Annotated in this window: 20 protein-coding genes and 1 pseudogene; 12 read left to right on the forward strand and 9 right to left on the reverse strand. The window is 73.6% G+C overall.

The genetic code is table 11. From position 1 onward, the window contains the following. Positions 1-172 precede the first annotated feature (172 nt). From mycP to ACFFHU_RS14080, 4 genes are all read right to left on the reverse strand, one after another. Positions 173-1,261, reverse strand: a complete 1,089-nt coding sequence (gene mycP / locus ACFFHU_RS14065) for a type VII secretion-associated serine protease mycosin (protein ID WP_377339767.1) — start codon at positions 1,259-1,261, stop codon at positions 173-175. A 38-nt stretch (positions 1,262-1,299) separates the two neighbouring features. Continuing rightward, positions 1,300-2,682, reverse strand: a complete 1,383-nt coding sequence (locus tag ACFFHU_RS14070; protein ID WP_377338922.1) for a hypothetical protein — start codon at positions 2,680-2,682, stop codon at positions 1,300-1,302. Beyond that, positions 2,675-3,085 (reverse strand): hypothetical protein, encoded by a 411-nt coding sequence (locus ACFFHU_RS14075; protein WP_377338924.1) that lies wholly within the window; start codon positions 3,083-3,085, stop codon positions 2,675-2,677. The genes ACFFHU_RS14070 and ACFFHU_RS14075 overlap by 8 nt, the downstream gene beginning before the upstream one ends. A gap of 122 nt (positions 3,086-3,207) precedes the next feature. After that, positions 3,208-3,429: an acyl-CoA carboxylase subunit epsilon gene (locus tag ACFFHU_RS14080; RefSeq protein ID WP_377338926.1), complete on the reverse strand. Its 222-nt coding sequence runs from the start codon at positions 3,427-3,429 to the stop codon at positions 3,208-3,210. Positions 3,430-3,520: 91 nt separating this feature from the next. Between ACFFHU_RS14080 and ACFFHU_RS31690 the strand changes: the two are divergent. From ACFFHU_RS31690 to ACFFHU_RS14105, 6 genes and pseudogenes are all read left to right on the forward strand, one after another. Then, a pseudogene (locus ACFFHU_RS31690) lies at positions 3,521-4,780 on the forward strand (serine/threonine-protein kinase); the annotation flags it as partial. Positions 4,781-5,767: 987 nt separating this feature from the next. Beyond that, positions 5,768-6,199 (forward strand): serine/threonine kinase C-terminal domain-containing protein, encoded by a 432-nt coding sequence (locus ACFFHU_RS31755; protein ID WP_512699500.1) that lies wholly within the window; start codon positions 5,768-5,770, stop codon positions 6,197-6,199. 62 nt (positions 6,200-6,261) lie between these two features. Continuing rightward, the gene (locus ACFFHU_RS14090; protein ID WP_377338928.1) at positions 6,262-6,564 is read left to right on the forward strand and encodes a hypothetical protein; all 303 of its coding nucleotides are present in this window, start codon (positions 6,262-6,264) and stop codon (positions 6,562-6,564) included. A 159-nt stretch (positions 6,565-6,723) separates the two neighbouring features. Continuing rightward, the gene (locus tag ACFFHU_RS14095; protein WP_377338929.1) at positions 6,724-7,671 is read left to right on the forward strand and encodes an endonuclease domain-containing protein; all 948 of its coding nucleotides are present in this window, start codon (positions 6,724-6,726) and stop codon (positions 7,669-7,671) included. A gap of 338 nt (positions 7,672-8,009) precedes the next feature. Then, positions 8,010-8,768, forward strand: a complete 759-nt coding sequence (locus ACFFHU_RS14100; protein ID WP_377338930.1) for a M50 family metallopeptidase — start codon at positions 8,010-8,012, stop codon at positions 8,766-8,768. A gap of 4 nt (positions 8,769-8,772) precedes the next feature. After that, positions 8,773-10,053, forward strand: a complete 1,281-nt coding sequence (locus tag ACFFHU_RS14105) for a ketopantoate reductase family protein (protein ID WP_377338932.1) — start codon at positions 8,773-8,775, stop codon at positions 10,051-10,053. A 216-nt stretch (positions 10,054-10,269) separates the two neighbouring features. Here ACFFHU_RS14105 and ACFFHU_RS14110 read toward each other — a convergent pair whose 3' ends face one another. Further along, the gene (locus ACFFHU_RS14110; protein ID WP_377338933.1) at positions 10,270-11,883 is read right to left on the reverse strand and encodes an acyl-CoA carboxylase subunit beta; all 1,614 of its coding nucleotides are present in this window, start codon (positions 11,881-11,883) and stop codon (positions 10,270-10,272) included. A gap of 175 nt (positions 11,884-12,058) precedes the next feature. Here ACFFHU_RS14110 and ACFFHU_RS14115 point away from each other — a divergent pair, with 175 nt between their 5' ends. Then, positions 12,059-12,940 carry a biotin--[acetyl-CoA-carboxylase] ligase gene (locus tag ACFFHU_RS14115; RefSeq protein ID WP_377338934.1) on the forward strand — a complete coding sequence of 294 codons (882 nt, stop codon included), beginning with the start codon at positions 12,059-12,061 and terminating at the stop codon, positions 12,938-12,940. Between the two features lie 309 nt (positions 12,941-13,249). Beyond that, positions 13,250-13,810 (forward strand): PH domain-containing protein, encoded by a 561-nt coding sequence (locus ACFFHU_RS14120; RefSeq protein ID WP_377338935.1) that lies wholly within the window; start codon positions 13,250-13,252, stop codon positions 13,808-13,810. Here the strand turns inward: ACFFHU_RS14120 and ACFFHU_RS14125 are convergent. Next, entirely contained in the window at positions 13,773-14,444 is a 672-nt protein-coding gene (locus ACFFHU_RS14125; RefSeq protein ID WP_377338936.1) for a GtrA family protein, read from the reverse strand. The genes ACFFHU_RS14120 and ACFFHU_RS14125 overlap by 38 nt on opposite strands. Positions 14,445-14,513: 69 nt before the next feature. Then, on the reverse strand, positions 14,514-15,053 hold the full coding sequence (locus ACFFHU_RS14130; protein WP_377338938.1) for a GtrA family protein: 540 nt from the start codon (positions 15,051-15,053) through the stop codon (positions 14,514-14,516). Positions 15,054-15,453: 400 nt separating this feature from the next. Here ACFFHU_RS14130 and ACFFHU_RS14135 point away from each other — a divergent pair, with 400 nt between their 5' ends. The 4 genes from ACFFHU_RS14135 to ACFFHU_RS14150 all read left to right on the forward strand — a co-directional run bounded on the left by ACFFHU_RS14135 (position 15,454) and on the right by ACFFHU_RS14150 (position 20,297). After that, complete coding sequence (locus tag ACFFHU_RS14135) at positions 15,454-17,337, forward strand: phosphoenolpyruvate carboxykinase (GTP) (RefSeq protein ID WP_377338940.1); 1,884 nt, start codon at positions 15,454-15,456, stop codon at positions 17,335-17,337. A gap of 37 nt (positions 17,338-17,374) precedes the next feature. After that, positions 17,375-18,250 carry a hypothetical protein gene (locus ACFFHU_RS14140; RefSeq protein ID WP_377338942.1) on the forward strand — a complete coding sequence of 292 codons (876 nt, stop codon included), beginning with the start codon at positions 17,375-17,377 and terminating at the stop codon, positions 18,248-18,250. A gap of 68 nt (positions 18,251-18,318) precedes the next feature. After that, positions 18,319-19,515: an NAD(P)/FAD-dependent oxidoreductase gene (locus ACFFHU_RS14145; protein WP_377338944.1), complete on the forward strand. Its 1,197-nt coding sequence runs from the start codon at positions 18,319-18,321 to the stop codon at positions 19,513-19,515. 11 nt (positions 19,516-19,526) lie between these two features. Continuing rightward, positions 19,527-20,297 (forward strand): isoprenyl transferase, encoded by a 771-nt coding sequence (locus ACFFHU_RS14150; protein ID WP_377338946.1) that lies wholly within the window; start codon positions 19,527-19,529, stop codon positions 20,295-20,297. 37 nt (positions 20,298-20,334) lie between these two features. Here ACFFHU_RS14150 and otsB read toward each other — a convergent pair whose 3' ends face one another. Next, positions 20,335-21,159, reverse strand: coding sequence for a trehalose-phosphatase (gene otsB, locus ACFFHU_RS14155; RefSeq protein WP_377338949.1), 825 nt, complete (start codon positions 21,157-21,159; stop codon positions 20,335-20,337). 83 nt (positions 21,160-21,242) lie between these two features. Beyond that, entirely contained in the window at positions 21,243-21,611 is a 369-nt protein-coding gene (locus ACFFHU_RS14160) for a hypothetical protein (RefSeq protein WP_377339770.1), read from the reverse strand. Positions 21,612-21,786: the final 175 nt, after the last annotated feature.

Raw genomic sequence — 21,786 nt, forward strand, 5'->3', positions numbered from 1 at the left:
TCCGGCCCGCCCCGGCGGGAGACGGAAAGTGGATCGTGGATTCCTCTGCCGGCTCTGGGCGGTACAGGAATCTACGATCGACAAGCGCCGGCCATTCGCCGGGGATGTCCCGGCCGCAGTGGTCGCCGGTCAGCACCGGACGCCAGTCGACGCCAGCCGGCACCAGAACGCGCTAGTGACGCAGGCGCGGGGCCAGCAGCACGCCCGCCACCACGATGGCCAGCAGCACCGCCAGGCCGACCACGACGGCGGTGACCGGCCCCCGGGATGCCGGCGGCGCCGAGCCGGTGGGCCCGGGCGAGACCGGCCCCGACGCCGCGGTCCCCGATGCCGCCGGCCCGGGGCCGGGTCCGCTCGGACCGGCCGACAACGGCGGTACGTCGGCGGTCAGCGCCGCCACCAGGTTCAGCTCGCCGTACCCGTACTCGTCGTCCCGCCCCGGCGGCCCCCGGTCCGTCGCGGTCGCGGTGAGCCGGTGTACGACCTCTGCGGCGGACAGGTCCGGAAAGCGGCTCCGGACCAGCGCGGCCGCTCCGGCCACGATCGCCGTAGCATCCGAGGTGCCCGTGCCCTTCCGGTAGCCGCCGTGCAGACCCGTGCTGTAGATGTCGACGCCCGGCGCCACGATTCCTAGTTTTCTGCCGGTCACGGAAATGGCGGCCCGCTTGCCACTCCGGTCGGTGGCCCCGACCGCCAGCACCCCCTCCATCGCAGCAGGGAAGCCGACGCCAAGGTCGTCGGGTCGATTGCCGGCACCGGCGACAAGGACCGCGTCCGCTTGCAGCGCCTTACGAACTGCCATCACCTCTGACGCCGTTGATCCGCCTGTGAAGGAAAGGTTTAGGACTCGAGCTCCCTGCGTGATGGCCCAGTCGATGCTTGCGGCGACGGAATCAGCATCCGCGTTCGTGGTTCCTGGATGAATGGCGTACCGCACGGGGAGTAGCCGGGCGTCGGGCGCTATGCCAAGGGCCCCCTGTCTTCCGCCCTCACCATGCGCCGCGATTAGGCCGGCCATTCCCGTGCCGTGACCCTCGGCATCCTGTCGGCCGTCACCCGTGCCGCCCGGGAACGTGTCGCGCCCCGGTAGCAAGTTGCCCTGCAGGTCCGGGTGCCCCTCAATACCCGTATCGATAACTGCCACTGTCACTCCGGCGCCCCTGCTGATTTGCTGCGCCTCGGCCACGTGCAGATAACGCAGGTGCCACTGGTCGGCCCGGACCCGGTCCGCCCCCGGGACGGAGGTCGGTGCGGCGGCCATGCCCGTCGCGACGACCACAGCCAGCAGCCGGGCACCGTTCACGAGTCGAGGCCGAGAGCCGGTCCCGGATCGATCCGGCCCGGCGGCGGTGGCGGCAGCATCACCGGCGGTACCCCGGTGTCGACCGCCCACGGATCGTCCGGATCCCGGTCGCGTCCGCCGTTTGAACGGCCGGGGACGGCCGGCCACTCCACCGTCACTCCCGGCGGCTGCCCAAAGGCCGGTCGCCCGACGTTACCGAGCGGGCGCTGTCCGGCTCGGCCGGCCGGGCCGGTGCCGGCCGCTCCGGTCGGCAGGACCCCGCCTACCGGGTTGACCCGGCGCACCGGGGTGCCGGCGACCGGGGCTCCGGTGGGAGGCGCGCCGGCCGCCGGAGGGGTGCCACCGATCACCCCGCCCGGCGGCAGGAACCGGCCCCTGCCACTGGGCGGCGGCTCGCTCCCGGGTCGCGGCGGACTGGGATCCGACAGGGGACTGCTCGGAGCCGGGGAAACCGGTCCGGAACCGATTGCTGGGGGCACCATTCCGCTGAGTGGCGGCACAGGTTGGCCGCCGATCGGACCGGTCGCGGCGCCCGGCCGGGGAATCACCGGGCTCGTAAGCTCCGCAGTCGGAGCCTGCGACGTCGGGGCCCGTACGCCGCCGAGCACCGGTCCGAGCGATGCTCGTCCCCCACCTGCTGTCGGAAGGTGCGCGGGTGCCCCCGGCTTAGGTCGGCTTGTCGCGAGCTTCTTTCCACGCCCTGCCCCACTGGTAGTGGTCACTGGCACTATGGACGGAATGGGTGGTGGGCCAGCCGATCCGTAGACGTCTGGGTCGTTCTTATCGATTGGTATCCGTGCGTTGTACGTCGTTGGTTGGCGGATTTGCGCCTGGGCCTGGACGAGTTCCCCGCTCAGTCCGGCCATCACGATGCGTGCCCGGTCGTTCAGTGCCGCCAGTTCGGTGTCGCTGACCGGCGGCTTCCGCCACGGCTGGTAGCCGACCGAGGCGAGCGACTCGGACTGCCGGTCGAAGACGTCCCGGGCCTGCCGCTTCGGCGCGTACTCGTCGTGGATCTTCTGGAGGTCGGCCCGCGCGGCGTCGATGGCGCTTGTGGCCGCCGCGGCGGTGGCGTAGTTGGCGCTCGCCACGTCGTACGTCTGCGCCACTCCGGCGATCAGCTGGTCGAGCCGGTCCAGGTAGGCCCGCGCGGCGGGGCTGCGCTCGGGCGGCCAGGCGGCGGCCAGCCGGTCCCGGTATCCGCGCAGCCGGGTCAGGTGGACCCCGGCCAGCTCGTACGTCTTGCGCCACCCGGCCACCTGCCGCCACTGCGCGCCGGTGTCCTGGTCGGCCAGCATCCGCCACATCCCGGGCACGTCCCAGCCGGCCCAGTCGGTGATGCCCGGGTGGCCGCCCCCGCCGGTGTGCGCGTCAATCATCGGCGCGCTCCGGCAGCCGGGCCACGGCAGTCCGGTCGAGGGCGGCCCGGACGTCGGTCACCCGGGCCGCGGCGAACGCGTCGCTGCCGGCGTACCGCTTGCTGATCTCGCCGGCGGCCAGCGCGAAGCCGCCGGTCGCGTCGCGGAACGCGTACGTGTTGTTTGCCGTGTTGAGCTGAGCCGTGCGGTGCGTGTCGAGGTAGGCGCACAGCTCGGCGAACTCGGCGGGCGGGGCCGGCAGCTGCGCGGTCAGGTCGTCGTCGATGGCCGCGAGGTGCGGAATGTAGTTGCGCCGGACCTCCGCGTCCAGCGCCGCGGCCAGGTCGGCCAGCCGCACGATGTCCGCCTCGATCGTCTGGTAGTCGCCCAGCCAGGCGGCTTCAAGCTCCTCCGGCGGTCGCACGGAACCTCCCGCGGGTGTGACGGTGTCCTTTCCCACAGTGAGGTTAGTGGCTTTCCGTCATCCCGGGCAGCCCGCAAAAGCGAGGTTGTGGATAACCCGAGGCTGTGGACAACCGCGAGCCGTCAGCGGGGGCGGGCGGAGAATCGCCAGCCGTCGGCGGCCGGTCGCCCCGGCATGCCCGCGGTCGCGCCCGGCAGGCCGCTGCGCGCCCAGGCCGACCGGGTGGCGGGCCGCGGCGCGGGCGCCGGCCGGGACCGCGTGACCAACACGCCGACCAGGGCCGCGAGTTCGGCCGCCGTCGGGGTGCCGCGGACCACGCGGAGCAGCGGTTCGTCGTGTGCCATGCTTCGAGGGTACGACGTGGCGTGCGCCACGCCGCTCAGTAGTGGCGTGCCGCTGGTGTGGCGTGCGCCGCCGCCGGGTACCGTCCTCGGGATGTCAAATCCGCAGTCTCGTCTCGTCGCCGACCGGTACCGGCTGCTTGAGCCGCTCGGTCAGGGCGGCATGGGCCGCGTCTGGAAGGCGCGCGACGAGGTGCTGCACCGGGACGTGGCCATCAAGGAGCTCGTTCCGCCGCCCGGGCTGACCGACGAAGAGCGCCAGGAGATGCGCGAGCGGTCGCTGCGCGAGGCGCGGGCGATCGCCCGGCTCAACAACGTCAACGTGGTACGCGTCTTCGACGTGCTGCGCACCGACGGCGACCCGTGGATCGTCATGGAGTACGTGCCGTCCCGTTCGCTGCACGACGTGCTCACCAAGGACGGCCCGGTGGGCCACCTGCGGGCCGCCGAGATCGGCCTGGGGGTGCTCGGCGCGCTGAAGGCCGCGCACCGGGCCGGGGTGATGCACCGGGACATCAAGCCCGGGAACGTGCTGCTCGGCGAGGACGGCCGGGTGGTGCTCACCGACTTCGGCCTGGCCACCATTCCGGGTGACCCCAACGTGACCCGCACGGGCCTGGTACTCGGCTCGCCCGCGTACATCGCCCCGGAGCGGGCCAAGGACGGTACGGCCGGTCCGCGCGCGGACCTCTGGTCGCTCGGCGCCATGCTGTACGCCACGGTGGAGGGCCAGTCGCCGTACGCCCGCCCGACGGCCATCGCCACGCTGGCCGCGCTGGCCACCGAGCCGGTGCCGCCGCCGCGGAACGCCGGACCGCTCAAGGGTGTGCTCGCCGGGCTGCTGCGCAAGGACCCGGAGCAGCGGATGACGGCCGACGAGGCCGAGCGGCAGCTGCGCCGGATCGTGCATCGGCGTACCAGGGGCGGCGGCGGCATGTCCCTGTTGGAGAGTGTGCGCCGAACGGCTGCGGAGGGGCGCGGTGAGCCTTCGCAGTCCCGTCGGCCGTCCGGCGGGACCGGTGCCTCGGCCCCGTCGCCCCGGACGCCGGGCGGGTCCGGCTCGCCGGCCCGTGGCTCGGCCACGGTGGGCGGCGCGGCGCTGGCCGGTGGGGCCGCCGCGGGAGCTGCTGCCGGTGGGGCGGCGGCGGGAGCTGCCGCCGGTCAGGTCGCGGCGGCGGGTGCTGCCCCGGGCGCGGCCGGGAAGGAGACGACTCCGGCCGAGGCCAGGGCCGGCGCCGCCCCGCCCAGCGCCGACCCTGCCGCGGCCCCGGACGACGGCCGGGCCACCTCCGCTCCGCCGGTGGACGCCGAGTCGCTGGCCGCCGCCGGTCAGATCCCGGCTCCGGCCGCGCCGGTCCATGACGAGGTACCGGTCACCGGCGCGGTCGCCACCGGCGCCGACGGCGCGGCCGAAGTCGAGGCGCCGGCCGGTGCCGCCGCGGCCGGTGCCGCGGCGGCCGGTGCTGCCGCAGCCGGTGCCGCGGCGGCCGACGCCAGCCAGGCCGACGATCTCGATCATGCCCACGCCGGTGAGTCCAGCCCCGATGACGCCGACGCCGATGACGCCGACCTCGATGGGGCCGACGCCGAGAGCCCGGCCCCGGGCGGACCGGCCGGCCCGGCGGGGGAATCGGCAGCCGACGAACCGGTGCCCGCCGTTCCGGCGGATCCGGGAGTGGAGAGCGACGACGGATCCGGGCGAAACGACCGGACGGACGCTTCCGGCGTACCGGATCGGGACGGCCGGGGGCGGACCGCGACCGACCGGGCGGCCGTGGCCGGGGCGGCGGCCGGCGGAGTTGTTGGCCTGCCGCCCGCGGTTGACCCGTGGGACACGCCCGCGGACGCTGGCGGCGCGGACGGCGCCCCCAACGGCGCCGCTCGGCAGCCCGACGGCACCGCTCGGCAGCCCGACGGCGCCGCCCGGCCCGGCTACGCACCGGGACGCGCCTCGACCCCGCCCGATGCGACCCCGTTCGACAGCCTGCCGGCGACCGGTCGGGCGCCGATCACCGTGCCGCCACCGGACGAGCCCCGCCCGGCGCGGCGCCGGGCCATGCTGCTGGCCGGCCTGCTCGTGGTGGCGCTGGTGGCCGGCCTGGTGGCGTTCCTGGTGCTCCGCGACCCGGGCGGCAAGGGCAACAACGGCCCTGCGGCCGGCCCGAGCCAGGGCGGCAGCGCCAGCGCGCCGGCCGGGGAAGCCTCCTCGGCCGCCGGTTCGCCGACGGCCCAGACGCCGTCGGCCGCGCCCACCAGCGCAGCGCCCAGCGTGAGCGCGTCCCCGCCCGCGGCCTCTGCCCAGCCGGGCGGCACCGGCTTCACCCCGCCGGCCGGCTGGCACATGTGGTCGGACCCGACCGGCTTCAAGGTCCCGGTACCGGATGGCTGGAGCAGGCGGGTCGACGGCGAAGGCAACGTCATTTTCGTCCAGCCGAACGGCTTCGGACTGTTGCTCATCGCCCAGACCCGCCGCCCGGAGGCCGACCCAGTGGCCGACTGGAAGTCCAAGGAAGACTACCGACGGGGACACACGACGAACTACCAGCGGGTCGGCACCATCCACGCCGTCAAATTCTGGCAGAAGGCGGCCGACTGGGAGTGGCTGGAAACCCGGAGCGGGGTACGGGTACACGTCCGCAACCGGGGTTTCGTCACCGCGCACGACCAGGCGTACGCGCTGCGCTGGGACACCCGGGCCGACGACTGGGATCGGTTGCTGCCGGAGTTCGACAACATCATTGCGAAGGGGTTCGTGCCCGCCCGCCAGGACTGAGGCAGGCATGACTTTCCGTTGATCCGGGTACTTCTGCCGGCACGACGGAAGGGAGGTGCGACATGAGTTTCCGACGGCGTACAAACAAGCCGAGTGTTGGCCTCTGGATGCTCGTCGCGGTCGGCGACGTAGCGATCATCCTGGCCGGGATGGGTGCGGCGGTCCTGATCGCCGTGGCGAGTGTCGTGACCGTGGCCGTCGCTGCGGTGGGCGTGGCGCTGCTGCTTCGGCGGCACGTGCCCGGATCCGACGTCATGGCCACGCCGACCGCCGCCGCCACGCGTACCGTGACGGCCGGCGCGACGCGCCCGACGCCCGGCGGCGCCGGTGGGGTGGTCCGGGCCGCGGCCCGGCGGAGGATCTGAACGACGCCTCACGCGGAACCGGCCTGGCGGCCGCCGGACCAGCTGCCCACCCGAGGGTGGTAGCCGATCCCGCGGCCGCCAATCGGGTGTCGGCGATCCGCCCGCGCCGCGTCACGACGCCGACACCAGCACCGGCGTCCCGCCGGTTGAATCGGACGGATGCGCCCGCCGAGTGTTACCGCCGAGCCGCTGGAGTGGCTGCTGTTCGAGCAGGCCGGGGTGCTCACCTGGCGGCAGGCGGTGGCCGGGATCGGCGCGTCGGCGGTGCGGCACCGGCTGGCCGTCGGCAGGTGGAAGCGTGTGTGCCGGGGCATCCTGGTCACCGAGGGCGGTCCGCTGCGTCCAGAGCAGCACTGGTGGCTCGCGGTGCTGGCGGCCGGCGAGGACGCGCTGCTCGCCGGCCTGGCCGCCGGGCGCGCGGGTGGGCTGCGCGGGTGCTGGCGGTACGGCTTCGTGGACGTCCTCGTACCGCATGACCGCCGATGCGCCCGGCTGCCGCGTCCGTTGCGCCCCGAGCTGCCGCCCATTCGGGTACGGCGTACCCGAGCTCTGCCGGACGCGGACCGTCAGGCTGGGCGCCCGACCCGGACCGCGATGGCCCGCTCCCTGGTGGACGCCGCCCAGTGGGTACGCACCGACGACGAGGCGCAGAGCGTGCTGGCGGCCGGCTGCCAGCAGCGCCTGACCACGCCGGCCGAGCTGCGCGCCGTGCTGGACCGGATGCCCACGGTACGGCGACGCCGGCTGATGCTGACGACGCTCTCGGACATCGCTGGTGGCGCCGCGGCCCTGTCCGAGATCGACTTCGTCCGGCTCTGCCGCCGGCACGGGCTGCCGGTGCCGGACCTGCAGGAACGCCGGACCGACGCGCAGGGGCGGCGGCGCTACCTGGACGCGTACTGGCGGCGATGGCGGCTGCACGTGGAGGTCGACGGCGCGCACCACATGGACGCCGCACAGTGGGCGGCGGACCTGCGCCGGCAGAACGAGGTGTGGATCGCCGGCGATCGGGTGCTGCGATTCACGGCCTTTGACGTCCGTCGCCGGCCCGACGAGGTGGTCGCGCAGGTTCGAGCGGCCCTACAGGCGGCCGGATGGCGCTCATGATCCCGAACTGGGGAGGATTGTTGTCGCCCCAGCGACAACAATCCTCCCCACTTCGAGTGCCGCGCATGCGCGCGGCGGGTGCCCGCAACGTGCGCATGCGCGCGCCGCGCGCAATGCCCGCGGCGGGTGCCCGCCGTGCGCAGGCGCGCGCGGCGCGCAATGCCCGCGGCGGGTGCCCGCAATGCCCGCAGCGCGGCGCGCGATGCCCGCGGCACGCGCAATGCCCGCAGCGGGCGCGGCGCGCAACGGCCGCGGCGGGCGGCGCTCGCGGGGCGCGGGGTGGCGCGCGGTGACGGGGATCAGCGCGCGCACAGCGCCACCGCGTAGGCTCGCGCCCTGTGTCGATCGACTCCCTCACGGACCTGTGGCACGAGCTGTTCGGGGCCCAGCCCGATCCGCCGCCCCTGCTGGTGCTGGTGACCGGCCTGGTGGCGCTGGCCGTGGTGGCCACCCGGCTGCCCTGGCGGATCGGCCGGAACGCCGTCACGATCGCCCACGAGGGCGGGCACGCGCTGGTGGCTCTGCTTACCGGGCGAAGGCTGCGGGGCATCCGGCTGCACTCGGACACCTCGGGGCTGACCCTGTCGGCGGGCCGCCCGAGCGGACCGGGCATGGTGTTCACGCTGCTGGCCGGCTACGTGGCGCCGTCGCTGATCGGGCTGGCCGGCGCGTGGCTGCTGGGCGGCAACCGGATCACCCTGCTGCTGTGGGTGGCGGTGGCGCTGCTGCTCGGCATGCTCGTGATGATCCGCAACCTGTTCGGCGTGGTCTCCGTGCTGGTCACCGGCGGGGTGGTCTTCGCGGTGTCCTGGTACGCCTCGCCGCAGGTGCAGGCCGCGTTCGCGTACACCGGGGTGTGGTTCCTGCTGCTCGGCGGCGTGCGGCCGGTGGGTGAGCTGCAGTCGCAGCGTCGGCGGGGCCAAGCCCCGCAGTCCGACGCCGACCAGCTGGCCTGGCTGACCCCGCTGCCGGGGATCTTCTGGGTGTCGGTGTTCGGGCTGGTGGCGGTGGCCGCGCTGGTGGTCGGGGCGGGGCTGCTGGCCGGGCCGATCCTGGCCGACTGGGGCATCACCACGGCCATCGGCGGGGCAGGATGACCGGATGCGCTATCTGATCATCGGCGCCGGTGCGGTGGGCGGCACCATCGGCGCGCTGCTGGCCGCGGCCGGGCACGACGTGGCGCTGGTGGCGCGCGGCGCGCATCTCGCGGCCATCCGGGACCGCGGCCTCACGCTCGCGCGTCCCAACGGCGAGCAGACGGTACGACTACCCGCGTACGACGGTCCGGCGGGCCTGGTGTGCGAGCCCGACACGGTGGTCGTGCTGGCCGTGAAATCGCAGGATACCGACGCCGCGCTGCGGACCTGGGCGGACGTGCCGGTGCGCGGCGGTGGCACGCTCGGGACCGAGCTGCCGGTGCTGACCGCGCAGAACGGGGTGTCCAACGAGCGGACGGCCCTGCGGTACGTCGAGCAGGTACATCCGGTCTGCGTCTGGTTGCCGGCCACCTTCCTCGAACCGGGCCGGATCTCCGCCGAGGGCCACCCGCACCCGGGCATGCTGCACCTGGGCCGTTACCCGGCCGCCGCCGCAGACGGCGTGGACCGTCCCGGCGGCGTGGACCGTGCCGGCGGCGTGGACCGTGCTGGCGGCGTGGACCGTGCTGGCGGCGTGGACCGTGCTGGCGGCGTGGACCGTGCCGGCGGCGTGGACCGTGCCGGCAGCGCGGACGGTGCCAGCGGCGCGGGGGGCGCCAGCGGCACGGGCGGCTTGGACTCCGGCGGTGTGGACCGTGCCGGCGGCGTGGACCGTTCCGGCAGCGCGGACAGCGCCAGCGGCGCGGGGGCCGCCAGCGGCATGGGCGGTGCCGGCCGCACGGGCGCCGACGACACGGGCCGGATCGTTGCCGCCGATCTGACCGGTGCCGGGTTCGTCACCCGGGTCCGCGCCGACGTCATGCGATGGAAGTATGCGAAGCTGCTCAGCAACCTCGGCAACGCCGTGCAGGCGCTGCTCGGCCCGGAGGCGGCCGAGGCCGCCGAGCTGCGGGCCCGGCTGCGGGCCGAGGGGATGGCCGTGCTCGACCGGGCCGGCATCGGGTACGCCTCGACCGCCGAGGAGGCGGCCGAGCGCGGCGACCTGGTTGAGACCCGTCCCGTGAGCGGCCGGCCCCGGGCCGGCGGGTCCACCTGGCAGAGCCTGGCCCGCGGGACGGACACGGTCGAGACGGACCACCTGAACGGCGAGATCGTGCTGCTGGGCCGGCTGCACGGCGTACCGACCCCGGTCAACCTGGCAGTGCAATCGGCGATGCGGCGCGCGGTGCGGGAGCGGATACCGGCCGGGCAGTTCCCACCGGCCGCGCTGGCGAGCGCTGGGTAGCCGCTAAGTAGGCGACCCCACCAATTCCGAAAGCCCCACCCACCGACCCACCGACCACACCGAGCCCACCGACCCACCGAGCCCACCGAGCCCGCCGACCCACCGAGCCCACCGAGCCCGCCGACCCACCGAGCCCGCCGACCACCTTGGCCGCCGAGCCCGTTAAGAAGGGGCCCCGGCTATACAAAATGCGATAACAAGGGGCCCTTCCTTCGCTCACAGCGGGATGTTGCCGTGCTTCTTCGGCGGCAGCGTCTCGCGCTTGGTACGCAGCACCCGCAGCGCCCGGACGATCTGGCCGCGCGTCTCGGCGGGCGCGATCACCGAGTCGACGTACCCGCGCTCGGCCGCCACGTACGGGTTCGCCAGCGTGTCCTCGTACTCGGTGATCCGGGCGGCCCGGGCCGCCGCCGGATCCTCCGCGGTGGCCAGCTCGGAGCGGTACAGGATGTTGACCGCGCCCTGCGCGCCCATCACCGCGATCTGGGCGGTGGGCCAGGCGAAGTTGAGGTCCGCACCGAGGTGCTTGGAGCCCATCACGTCGTACGCCCCGCCGTAGGCCTTCCGGGTGATCACCGTGACCTTCGGGACGGTGGCCTCGGCGTACGCGTAGATCAGCTTGGCGCCGCGGCGGATGATGCCGTCCCACTCCTGGTCGGTGCCGGGCAGGAACCCGGGCACGTCCACGAAGGTGAGCACCGGGATGTTGAACGCGTCGCAGGTGCGGACGAACCGGGCGGCCTTCTCCGAGGCGCCGATGTCGAGGCAGCCGGCGAAGTGCATCGGCTGGTTGGCCACCACGCCCACCGGTCGGCCCTCCACCCGGCCGAAGCCCACCACGATGTTCTGCGCGTACAGCGGCTGCACCTCGAGGAACTCGCCGTCGTCGAGCACGTGCTCGATCACCCGGTGGATGTCGTACGGCTGGTTGGCCGAGTCCGGGATCAGCGTGTCCAGCTCGCGGTCTTCGTCGGTGACCTCGACGTCGGCCGGCGCCTCGAACACGGGCGGCTCGTCCAGGTTGTTGGCCGGCAGGTACGCCAGCAGCGCCTTGACGTATTCGATGGCGTCCTGTTCGTCGGAGGCCAGGTAGTGCGCGTTGCCGCTGCGCGAGTTGTGCGTCCGGGCCCCGCCCAGCTCCTCCATCTCGACGTCCTCGCCGGTCACCGTCTTGATCACGTCTGGGCCGGTGATGAACATGTGCGAGGTCTGGTCGACCATCACGGTGAAGTCGGTGACCGCGGGGGAGTAGACCGCGCCGCCCGCGCAGGGGCCCATGACCAGGGAGATCTGCGGGATCACGCCGGACGCCCGGACGTTGCGGAAGAAGATCTCGCCGTACAGGCCGAGGCTGACCACGCCCTCCTGGATGCGGGCGCCGCCCGAGTCGTTGATGCCGACGACCGGGCAGCCGATCTTCATGGCCAGGTCCATCACCTTGACGATCTTCTCGCCGAAGACCTCGCCGAGCGACCCGCCGAACACGGTGAAGTCCTGCGCGAACACGCAGACCTGCCGGCCGTCCACCGTGCCGTGGCCGGTGACCACGCCGTCGCCGTACGGGCGGGTCCGGTCCAGGCCGAAGTTGGTGGACCGGTGCCGGGCCAGCTCGTCCAGCTCCACGAACGAGCCCGGGTCCAGCAGCATCTCGATCCGCTCGCGGGCGGTCTTCTTGCCGCGGGCGTGCTGCTTCTCCACGCCCCGGGCCGAGCCGGCATGCACGGCCTCGTCGACCCGCCGCTCCAGGTCCGCGAGCTTGCCGGCGGTGGTGTGGATGTTGATCTCGGTATCCGTGTCGGTGCCGCTGGTCACTGTTCTCGTCCTCCGCATCGCCGCCGGCCGCCGGCCCGGGCGCGGCCGGGGTCGACCCGGGCGGGTCGACCGGCCGGCGGACGGCCCGGGTCCCACGGGGGATGGTAACGATGGTTAAGGCCGGCGCCCGCTCCCGCCCCGGGTGGGGTACGTCTCTCGGGGCCCCCGCGTGGCGCGGGCCTAGGCTGGGCGGATGCCCGGATCGCCGTACACGGACCTGGACCGGCCCCCGCTGGACGCCCGGCGGCTGAGTCGGGCGCTCACCGCGCCCGCGGGTCCGTGGCGCCGCCTGGAGCTGGTGGCCGAGACCGGCTCGACCAACGCCGACGTGGCGGCGGCGGCCCGGGCCGGCGAACCGGCCGGGCTGGTGCTGGTGGCGGAGCGGCAGACGGCCGGCCGGGGGCGGCGCGGCCGGGGCTGGGAGTCGCCGGCCCGGGCCGGCATCGCCACCAGCGTGCTGCTCCGGCCGGGCACGCCCGAGCCGGACCGCGACTGGCCGGCCGCGCCACCGGCCGGGTACGGCTGGTTGTCGCTGCTGGCCGGGGTGGCCCTGGCGGAGGCGGTGTCCCGGCTGGCCGAGCTCGACGCCGCCCTCAAGTGGCCCAACGATCTGCTGCTGGACGGGCGCAAGGTGGCCGGGATCCTCGCCGAGGCGGTCCCGGCCGGCGGTCCGGGCGAGCCTCCAGCGGTGGTGCTGGGCATCGGCCTGAACGTGACGCTGCGCGCTGGCGAGCTGCCCGAGCCCGCGGCCGGGGGTCCGCCGCCGACCTCGCTGGCCCTGGCCGGCGCGGCGGCCACCGACCGGGATCCGCTGCTGCGGGCGCTGCTGCGCGGCCTGGCCACCTGGTACGACCGCTGGCGGGTGGCCGGCGGCGACGTCGAGGCCAGCGGGCTGCGGACCGCCTACCTGCGCCGCTGCGGGACGCTGGGCCGGCCGGTCCGGGTGCTGCTGCCGGCCGGCGCCGAGCTGGTGGGCACGGCCGGCACGGTCGACGCGGATGGCCGGCTGGTGGTGACCGGGCCGGACGGCGCCGAGCACGCGGTGGCGGCCGGGGACGTGCTGCACCTGCGGTAGGCCGCTCCCGGCACGGCCGGCGGCCTCGCGCCGACCGGCCGGCCCGCCCGTGGCCGACGCGTCGACCGGCCGGCCCGCCCGCGGCCGATGCGTCGACCGGCCGGCCCGCCCGCGGCCGATGCGTCGACTGGCCGGCCCGCCCGCGGCCGATGCGTCGACCGGCCGGCCCGCCCGTGGCCGACGCGTCGACTGGCCGGCCCGCCCGCGGTCGACCGGCCCGCGACCGGGCCGCCCTCGGGAGTGGCGGCCCGATTTCGTCCGACCGAGCCGCTACGGTTCGGACGACCGCGTCGTACCCGGGAGGCTGCCGTGGCGTTTCCGCAGAGCGTGCTCACCGAGGACGAGCACGTGGTGCTGCACCTGCACCCGCACTGGAGGGCGTTGATCCGCCCGGTGCTGGCGCTGGTGCTCGTGGTGGCGGCCGTGGTGGCCGGCCTGGTGCTGCTGCCCGGCGGCGGCGCCGGGACCGTCGGCGGGTACGTCCTCGCGGCGGTGGGCCTGGTCCTGGTGCTGTGGCTGAGCCTGCGGCCGTTCCTGATCTGGCGCAGCACCCACTACCTGTTCACCAACGAGCGGGTGCTGCTGCAGGAGGGCGTGCTCTCCCGGGATCGCCGGGACATCCCGCTGGCCCGGATCAACGACCATGCGATGAGTCAGAGCCTGGGTGAACGCCTCTTCGGCTGCGGCACGCTCACCATCGAGTCGGCGGGCGAGCGGGGCCAGACGGTGCTGCGGGACGTCCCCGGGGTGGCCCGGGTGCAGACGACGCTCTACGAGCTCGCCGAGGAGCACCACGACCGGCACTCGTTGGACGACGACGAGATGCGGGAGATCATCGAGGACGTCCGGCGGGACCGTCCGCTGCGCTGACCCGGGCGTCGTCGGCCGCGCCGGCCATCCCGTCGTCGGCCGCGCCGACCCGCTCGTTGGCGGTTGTCCCGGCACGTCCGTTGTCCGTGGTCGGCCCGGTGGGCCGCTGGTGGTGCTCGGTCTCCAGCTCCTCGACCAGTTCGGCGACGGGGTCGAGGTCGGCGACCAGGTGGTGCTCGACGTGCCCGTCCACCGCGGCCGGCGCCGGCCGGAAGACGAAGTTCCGGTACGCCCAGAACCGGAAGAGGGTGCCGAGGACCAGGCCGCCGGTCTTGGCCACGTTCAGTGCCAGCAGGCCGGTGATGCCGAACCCGTATTTGGCCAGTCCCAGCGCGCCGAGTTCGATGATCAGGCCAATCCCGTTGAACAGGAAAAACAGCGCCGTTTCGCGGTGCAGCGCCGACTTCGGCCGGTCCCGGTAGGTCCAGTGCCGATTCATCATGAACGAGCAGATGGCGGCCACCACGTTCGCGATGATCGTGGCCTTGAGCTGGCCATTCCTCATCACGGTGAGTGCCAGGGCGTTGAACACCACGTAATTGATAAGGGTGTTGATGCCGCCCACGGTGCCGAATTTGAGGGCCTCGTGGGCTAGCTTCTGCCAACGCTCGGGCAGCATCCGGACAAGACGCATTCGGCCACCTTACGGCAGAGGGCGCCCGTTCAATGCCGGGCGACGCGGGGTGGGTGCTGAATCACGCCCTCAGTCACCCTTGGTGATGATGTCCGGGGCATCCTGTGCCGCCGGGCCCACGAAGACAAAGCGGCGGTACGACCAGAACCGGAAGAGTGTACCCAGGACGGTGCCGATCAGGTTCGCCGAGATGTTGTCGGCCGCGGCGGTCTGAAAGACCCGGGGCCAGACCGAGCCCAGCCCGTAGTGGCTCAGCCCCAGGCAGGCCAGCGCGATGCCCAGCCCGACGGCGTTGAAGAAGAAGTACAGCGAGTACTCGCGGGCCATCCCGGAGCGCTCGCGGTGCCGCCAGGTCCAGAACCGGTTGCCGGCGAAGGCCACCGTGGCCGCGATGGCGGTGGAGAAGGTCTTGCCGGCCAGCTGCTCGAAGCCCCAGCCGTACACGGCCAGGTTGAACAGCAGCAGGTCGACGGCGTACGAGACCCCGCCCACGACGCCGAACTTGCCGAGCTCGTGGACCAGGTGCCCGAAGCGGTCCAGCAGCCGGCCGAGCAGGCCGTGCCGCGACCCCGAGGGGCTGGGCTGGCCGCCGGTCACCGTCGCAGACACGAGGCCGAGCGTACCGGCCGAGGGGGTGAGTCCGGTGCCCGCACCGCAGAGCCGGCCCGCCGGCAGCGCCGCGGGATCGTGGCCGGTGGCGGCTGGGCCCGGTGGGTCCGGTGTTCACCGGTGGGCCCGGCGGGTCCGGATGGCGATTCTGGCGCTGGAGGGGCCGGAGGGGGCTAACGCCGATATTTGCGTGAAACTGCGCGTGATCGCGGAGAAAAGATCGGCTAACGGCAAAATGACGATAGCTTGTGCACTTCTTCACAACCGGTCCCGCTGCCTGGATCGGTTAGTCGGTTTACGCTGACGGGAACTCCCAGGTGCCACAAGGCGTTGCGGTTCCCGCCCCGCCGGTGTTGCCGCACCCTTCATATCGGTCAGCGTCGACCACAAGGAGAAAATCATGGCTGCTCCGGCTGCGATCCGGGGTCTCGATCAGGCTCCTACCGAACACCCCAAGCTGCTCGCCTGGGTACGCGAAGTCGCCGAGTTGACCTCACCGGATGAAGTGGTCTGGGTCGATGGCTCCGACGCGGAGTGGGAACGGCTGACGGACCAGCTCGTCGAGGCCGGAACGCTTGTCCGGCTCAATCCGGACAAGAAGCCCAATTCATTCTGGGGTAGGACGGATCCCGGCGATGTGGCCCGGGCCGAGGACCGCACGTTCATCTGCTCGGTCGACGAGGCCGACGCCGGACCCACCAACAACTGGATGGATCCGGCCGAGATGAAGCAGACCATGACGGAGCTGTACCGCGGCGCCATGCGGGGCCGGACCATGTACGTCATCCCGTTCGTCATGGGTCCGCTCGAGGCCGAGCAGCCGATGTTCGGTGTGGAGATCACCGACAGCCCGTACGTGGTCGCCTCCATGCGGATCATGACCCGGATGGGCCGGCACGTGCTGGAGGGCATGGGCACCGACGCCGACTTCGTGCACGCGCTGCACTCGGTGGGCGCCCCCCTGGAGCCCGGCCAGCAGGACGTGGCGTGGCCGTGCAACCAGACCAAGTACATCTCGCACTTCCCCGAGACCCGGGAGATCTGGTCCTACGGCTCCGGCTACGGCGGCAACTCGCTGCTGGGCAAGAAGTGCTACTCGCTGCGGATCGCCAGCGTGATGGCCCGGGACGAGGGCTGGCTGGCCGAGCACATGCTGATCATGAAGCTCACCTCGCCCGAGGGTCGGGTGCACTACATCGCCGGCGCGTTCCCGTCGGCCTGCGGCAAGACCAACCTGGCCATGCTGGAGCCGACCATCCCGGGCTGGAAGGTCGAGACGATCGGCGACGACATCGCCTGGATGCGGTTCGGCTCGGACGGCCGGCTGTACGCGGTGAACCCCGAGTTCGGCCTGTTCGGCGTGGCCCCCGGCACCGGCTGGAAGACCAACGCCAACGCCATGCGCACGATGGACAGGGGCAACTCCATCTTCACCAACGTCGGCCTGACCGACGACGGGGACGTCTGGTGGGAGGGCATGGGCGAGCCGCCCGCGCACCTCATCGACTGGAAGGGCCGGGACTGGACGCCGGACAGCGAGGAGCTGTCCTCGCACGCCAACAGCCGGTTCTGCACGCCGATCATGCAGTGCCCGATCGTGGCCGACGAGTACAACGACCCGAACGGCGTACCGATCGACGCGATCCTGTTCGGCGGGCGCCGCAAGGACACGATCCCGCTGGTCACGGAGTCGCGCGACTGGGTGCACGGCGTGTTCATGGGCGCCACGCTCTCCTCGGAGACCACCGCCGCGGCGTCCGGCAAGGTGGGTGTGGTCCGCCGGGACCCGATGGCCATGCTGCCGTTCATCGGCTACCACGCCGGCGACTACTTCCGGCACTGGATCGAGGTCGGCAAGGGCGTCGACGGCGACGCCGCCAAGCTGCCCAAGGTCTTCTACGTCAACTGGTTCCGCAAGGACGCCGAGGGCAACTTCCTCTGGCCGGGCTTCGGCGAGAACTCCCGGGTGCTCAAGTGGGTGGTCGAGCGGATCGAGGGCGGCGGCCGGGCCGTCGAGACCCCGATCGGGTACGTCCCCGCGCCGGGCGCGCTGGACACCGAGGGCCTGGACTTCACCGAGGAGGACATGCGGATCGCCACCAAGGTGGACGTCGACGAGTGGCGGAACGAGCTGCCGCTGATCAGCGAGTGGTTCGACAAGATCGGCGACAAGCTGCCGGGCGTGCTCTGGGCCGAGCTGGACGCGCTCAAGGCGCGGCTCGACGCCGAGGCCGCCCGGGTCGGCCAGGAGCCGGTGTCGCTGGAGGCGCAGCACACGAGGTAGGTGTACGCCCGGCTCCGGCCGGGCATCATCAGAAACCATGACGACGGCCGCCGCGACCCAGGTCCGGCGGCCGTCGGCCGTCCGGACCCTGGTGGTGCTGCTCTACCTCACCGCCGCCGGCTGCGTCGCGGTCGAGCTGATCAATCTCTGGTACGCCCCGGACGCCGGTTACAGCCTGGCCGTCCGGACCGGCTGGGCGACGCTGCGCTCGCTGGGCTTCCTCGTGCTGATCTGGCATGTCCATCGGGGTCGGGCGCTCGCCAAACCGCTCGGCCTGATCCTGGCGGTCACCACGGTCTTCGCGGTCGGCCGGTTGCTGGTGCCGCGCTCGGGCGTACCGCCGCTGCCGGGCGTGCTCGGGTTCATCCTGCTGGCCGCGCTGTGCGGCACGGTCGTCTGGCTGCTGTACCGGTCCCGTCCGGTGACCGAGTTCCTGGTCCGGTACCCGCCCCGGCTGGTCGTCGACCGCCAGGGCATCTTCTGGCGGGAGCAGGCGCCGCGCCGCAAGCCGGTGACCGGCTGGCTGCTCACCACCCGGATCGCCGCGCTCACGTACAGCCCGCTGATGCTGGTGCCCGCGGCCGTGGCGCTCGGCCGGGTGTTCGACGGCCTCACCGCGCTGCCGCTGCTGCTGGGCTGGTTCGCGGTCGGCCTGGCCACCTCCTTCGCGGCGTCCTTCTATTCCTTCTTCCTGCTTCGTGGCCGGGGCTGGGCCGCCCGCGGCCTGGTCGGCGTGACGCTCGCCGCGCTGGCCGTCGACCTGCCGCTGTGTTGGGCGCTGCTCGGGGCCGACGGCCTGATCCGGGACGGCGGTCCGCTGGTGGCGGCGGCGCTCACCGCGCTGTACGGGTTGTGGCGGGTCCGACGCACGATCGCGGCTGCCGAGGATCGGGCGGACCGCGTGGCACCCTGAACCCGGGGCCCAAGTGTTTGCAGGGGACCCTTCCTATACAAAAAGCGATAAGAAGGGGCCCTTCCTTCATGGACGGCTACGACGTGGTGGTGGTGGGGGGCGGGCCGGCCGGGGCGGCTGCGGCGCTGGCCGCCCGGCGTGCCGGGGCCCGCGTGCTGCTGCTGGACCGGGCCGAGTTTCCCCGGGACAAGGCCTGCGGCGACGGCATCGCCGCGCATGCGCTGGACGTGCTCACCGAGCTGGGCGTGCCCGACGCGGTGTCCGGGTTCGCCCCGGTGCCGGCGTTGCGGCTGGTCGGGCCGGGCGGCGCCACCGTGGCCCGGGCGCTGCCCCGGCCCGCGTACACGGTGCCGCGCCGGATCTTCGACGCCCGGTTGGTGGCCGCCGCGGTGCGGGCCGGCGCGGAGCTGCGCCGCCACCAGGTCCGCCGGCTGGAACGGCGGCCGGACGGCGTGCTGCTGGACGGGGTGATCCGGGCCCGCGCCGTGGTGGGGGCGGACGGCGCCGGCTCGGTGGTCCGGCGGGCGCTCGGGCACGGCGCCAACCCCGACCGGCACCTGGCGCTGGCCATCCGCGGCTACGCGCCGGCCGGCGCGGGGCCGGTCGAGCAGCTCATCGTGACCTCGGGCGACCGCTGGCCGGCGTACGCCTGGTCCTTCCCGGTGGGATGGTCGGGGGAGGCCCGCGAGCGGCCGGCGGGGCTGTACGGCCCGGACGGGGGCGCGAACGTCGGGTACGGGGAGGTGCTCCGGGGCGAGCCACTGAACCGCCGGCACCTGCTGGACCGGATGGCCACCCTGCTGCCCGGGCTGGATCCGGGCCGGGTGACCGAGCTGCGCGCGCACCACCTGCCGCTGTCCACGCACCGGCCCGGGCCGGGACGCGGGCCGGTGCTGCTGGCCGGCGACGCGCTGTCGCTGATCAACCCGTTCACCGGCGAGGGGATCTTCTACGCGCTGCTGTCCGGGATGCTGGCCGGCGCGGCCGCGGCGGCCGAGCCGGCGACGGCGGCCGACCGGTACGCCGCCCAGCTGCGCCGGCGGCTCGGCCGGCACCTGCGGCACAGCTCGGCCGCGGCGTTCCTGGCCCGCCGGCGGTCCGTGGTGGAGGCCGCGGTGGCGGCCGCCCGCCGCGATGCCCGGGCGTTCGGCACGATTGCCGAGTTGGGGCTGGGCGCCGGGCTGCTGGACGCCCGGACGCTCGGGATGATCGGCGCGGGGCTCGCCAGGCGGGCACCGCGCGAATCGGCCAGCCAGGGTGGTTAGTCTGCAAGGTGATGAACGTGCGCAGTGTGATCTACTCGCTCTACGAGCGCCGGCTGCAGGCCAAGCTCGCGGGCAAGCCGGTGCCCCGACACGTCGGTGTGATGTGCGACGGCAACCGCCGGTGGGCCAAGGAGATGGGCTTCGTCGATCCGAACGACGGGCACCGGGTGGGCGCCGCGAAGATCAAGCACGTGCTGGGCTGGTGTGACCAGGCGGGCATCGGGCACGTGACGCTCTATCTGCTGGCCACCGACAACCTGCGGCGGCCGGCCCGGGAGCTCGACCCGCTGCTGAAGATCATCGAGGACCTCGTGGTCGAGCTGGCCGAGGAGGGCAACCCCTGGCGGCTCCGCATTGTGGGCGCCCTCGACCTGCTGCCGGCGCAGACCGCCACCGCGCTCAAGGCCGCCGAGGAGCGCACCCAGGGGCGCAGCGGCGGCGCCCAGGTCAACATCGCGGTCGGGTACGGCGGGCGGCGCGAGATCGCCGACGCGGTCCGCTCGCTGCTGCACGAGCACGCGGCGGCCGGCGGCACCATCGAGGAGCTGGCCGAGGTGCTGGACGTCGAGCACATCGCCGAGCACCTCTACACGCGCGGCCAGCCCGATCCGGACCTGGTCATCCGGACCAGCGGCGAGCAGCGGCTGTCCGGCTTCCTGCTCTGGCAGTCCGCGCACTCGGAGTTCTACTTCTGCGAGCTCAACTGGCCGGACTTCCGGCACGTGGACTTCCTCCGCGCGCTGCGCTCGTACGCCAACCGCCAGCGCCGCTACGGCGCCTGAGCGCGCCGGCCGCGTGCCCGGCCGGCCGCGGGGTCGGTCACTGGAACCGGTGTACGGCCTCGGTGAGGAAGTCGCCGAGCGCCTCCGGCGAGGAGATCGTGAGATCGGCGGCGGTGGAGACCTCTTGGCCGGTCTCCGGGTTGGCGACGGCCACGCAGACGCCGAGGAAGCGCGGGTCGCCGGCCTCCCGCTCGCGCAGCGCGGTGAACGCCTTGATGTCGGAGACGTCGTCGCCGAAGTACCAGGCGCAGCCGACGTCCCGGACGGCCTCGCCGATCACCATGCCCTTGTCCCGGTCGACCGGTGGCTTCAGCTCGAGGACCATCCGGCCGCTCTGCACCTTGAGCCCGAGCTCATCGGCGCGGGCCCGGCCCCAGGCCTCGACCTGCTCGGCCAACTGCGGCGCGGTGCGGTAGTGCAGCGCCACCGACAGCCGCTTGTATTCGACCAGCGCGCCCTCGGGCAGCTCGGCCCGGGCCCGGTCGGCCAGCTTGGTGATGGTGGGCACCCACGGCACAGCAGCCGGCTCGGTGACTGTGTCGCCGCCGTTGTGGCAGTGCTCCAGCCCGTACAGGCCGTAGAGGTCCACCTGGTGCAGGGCCGCGAAGTGTTCGCGGAGGAACTCCACCGGGCGGGCCGACACGATGGCCACCCGGCGCACCTTGCCGGCCAGCGCGTCGATCGCGGCGAGCACCTTGGGGGCCGGCTGGACGGCGGTCGGATCGTCGCGGACCGGCGCGAGGGTGCCATCGAAGTCGAAGAACAGCACGCATTCGCGGGGGCGGTCGACGGTTGCCCGCCACGCCTCGTCCGCGGTGAAGGGTCGGCTCGGGCGCAGGTCACCCTGGGAAAACGGCGGCACGGGCGTCAGCGTACCCGGAGCCGGCGTACCGCGAATGACGAGCCGGAGAACGGCGCGGTCCGCGGTCGCCGGCCGGGCGGGAGCTACTCCTCGCTGCCGATCATCGCGCGCCGGCCGCGTACCCGAGGGGCGATCGGCACCACCGCGCTCTCCCGGCCCTGGCCGAGCAGGTAGCCCTCGACGAAGCCCGCGTTGTGGTCGCCCACCGTGGCGTCCAGGTCGTTCAGCCGCGCCACCAGGAACTCGGTCAACGCGGTCACCCGGCCGTTGAGCCGCTCGTGCAGGTCGGCGACGAACGCCAGGACGCCTGCGCCGCTCGCGGTCGCCACGGCGAGCAGGTTGACGACGTCCGGGACCGGCCGGCCACCCATGGTGCCCGTGACCACGTTGGCGGTTACGCAGAGGGTGATCGCCACGGCGGCCACCACGACCGCCGTCCACTTCAGGGTCATCACGGACCCCTCCTTCTGTCCCGCAGGGCTTGGGACCGGAGGCTTGCGGACCCGCTGCGGGCGGGCGCGGAGCGCGGTCCCGGTTCGGCCTTGTCCCGTCCCCCGCCGACGACGAGCCCAAGCAGTACGAACAGGCACGTTAGCTCGCGGGGTCCGGACGTGGGTCCGGTACAGA

The sequence above is a fragment of the Plantactinospora siamensis genome, from assembly GCF_042434095.1.
In the GTDB taxonomy this organism is placed as follows: Bacteria; Actinomycetota; Actinomycetes; order Mycobacteriales; family Micromonosporaceae; genus KBS50.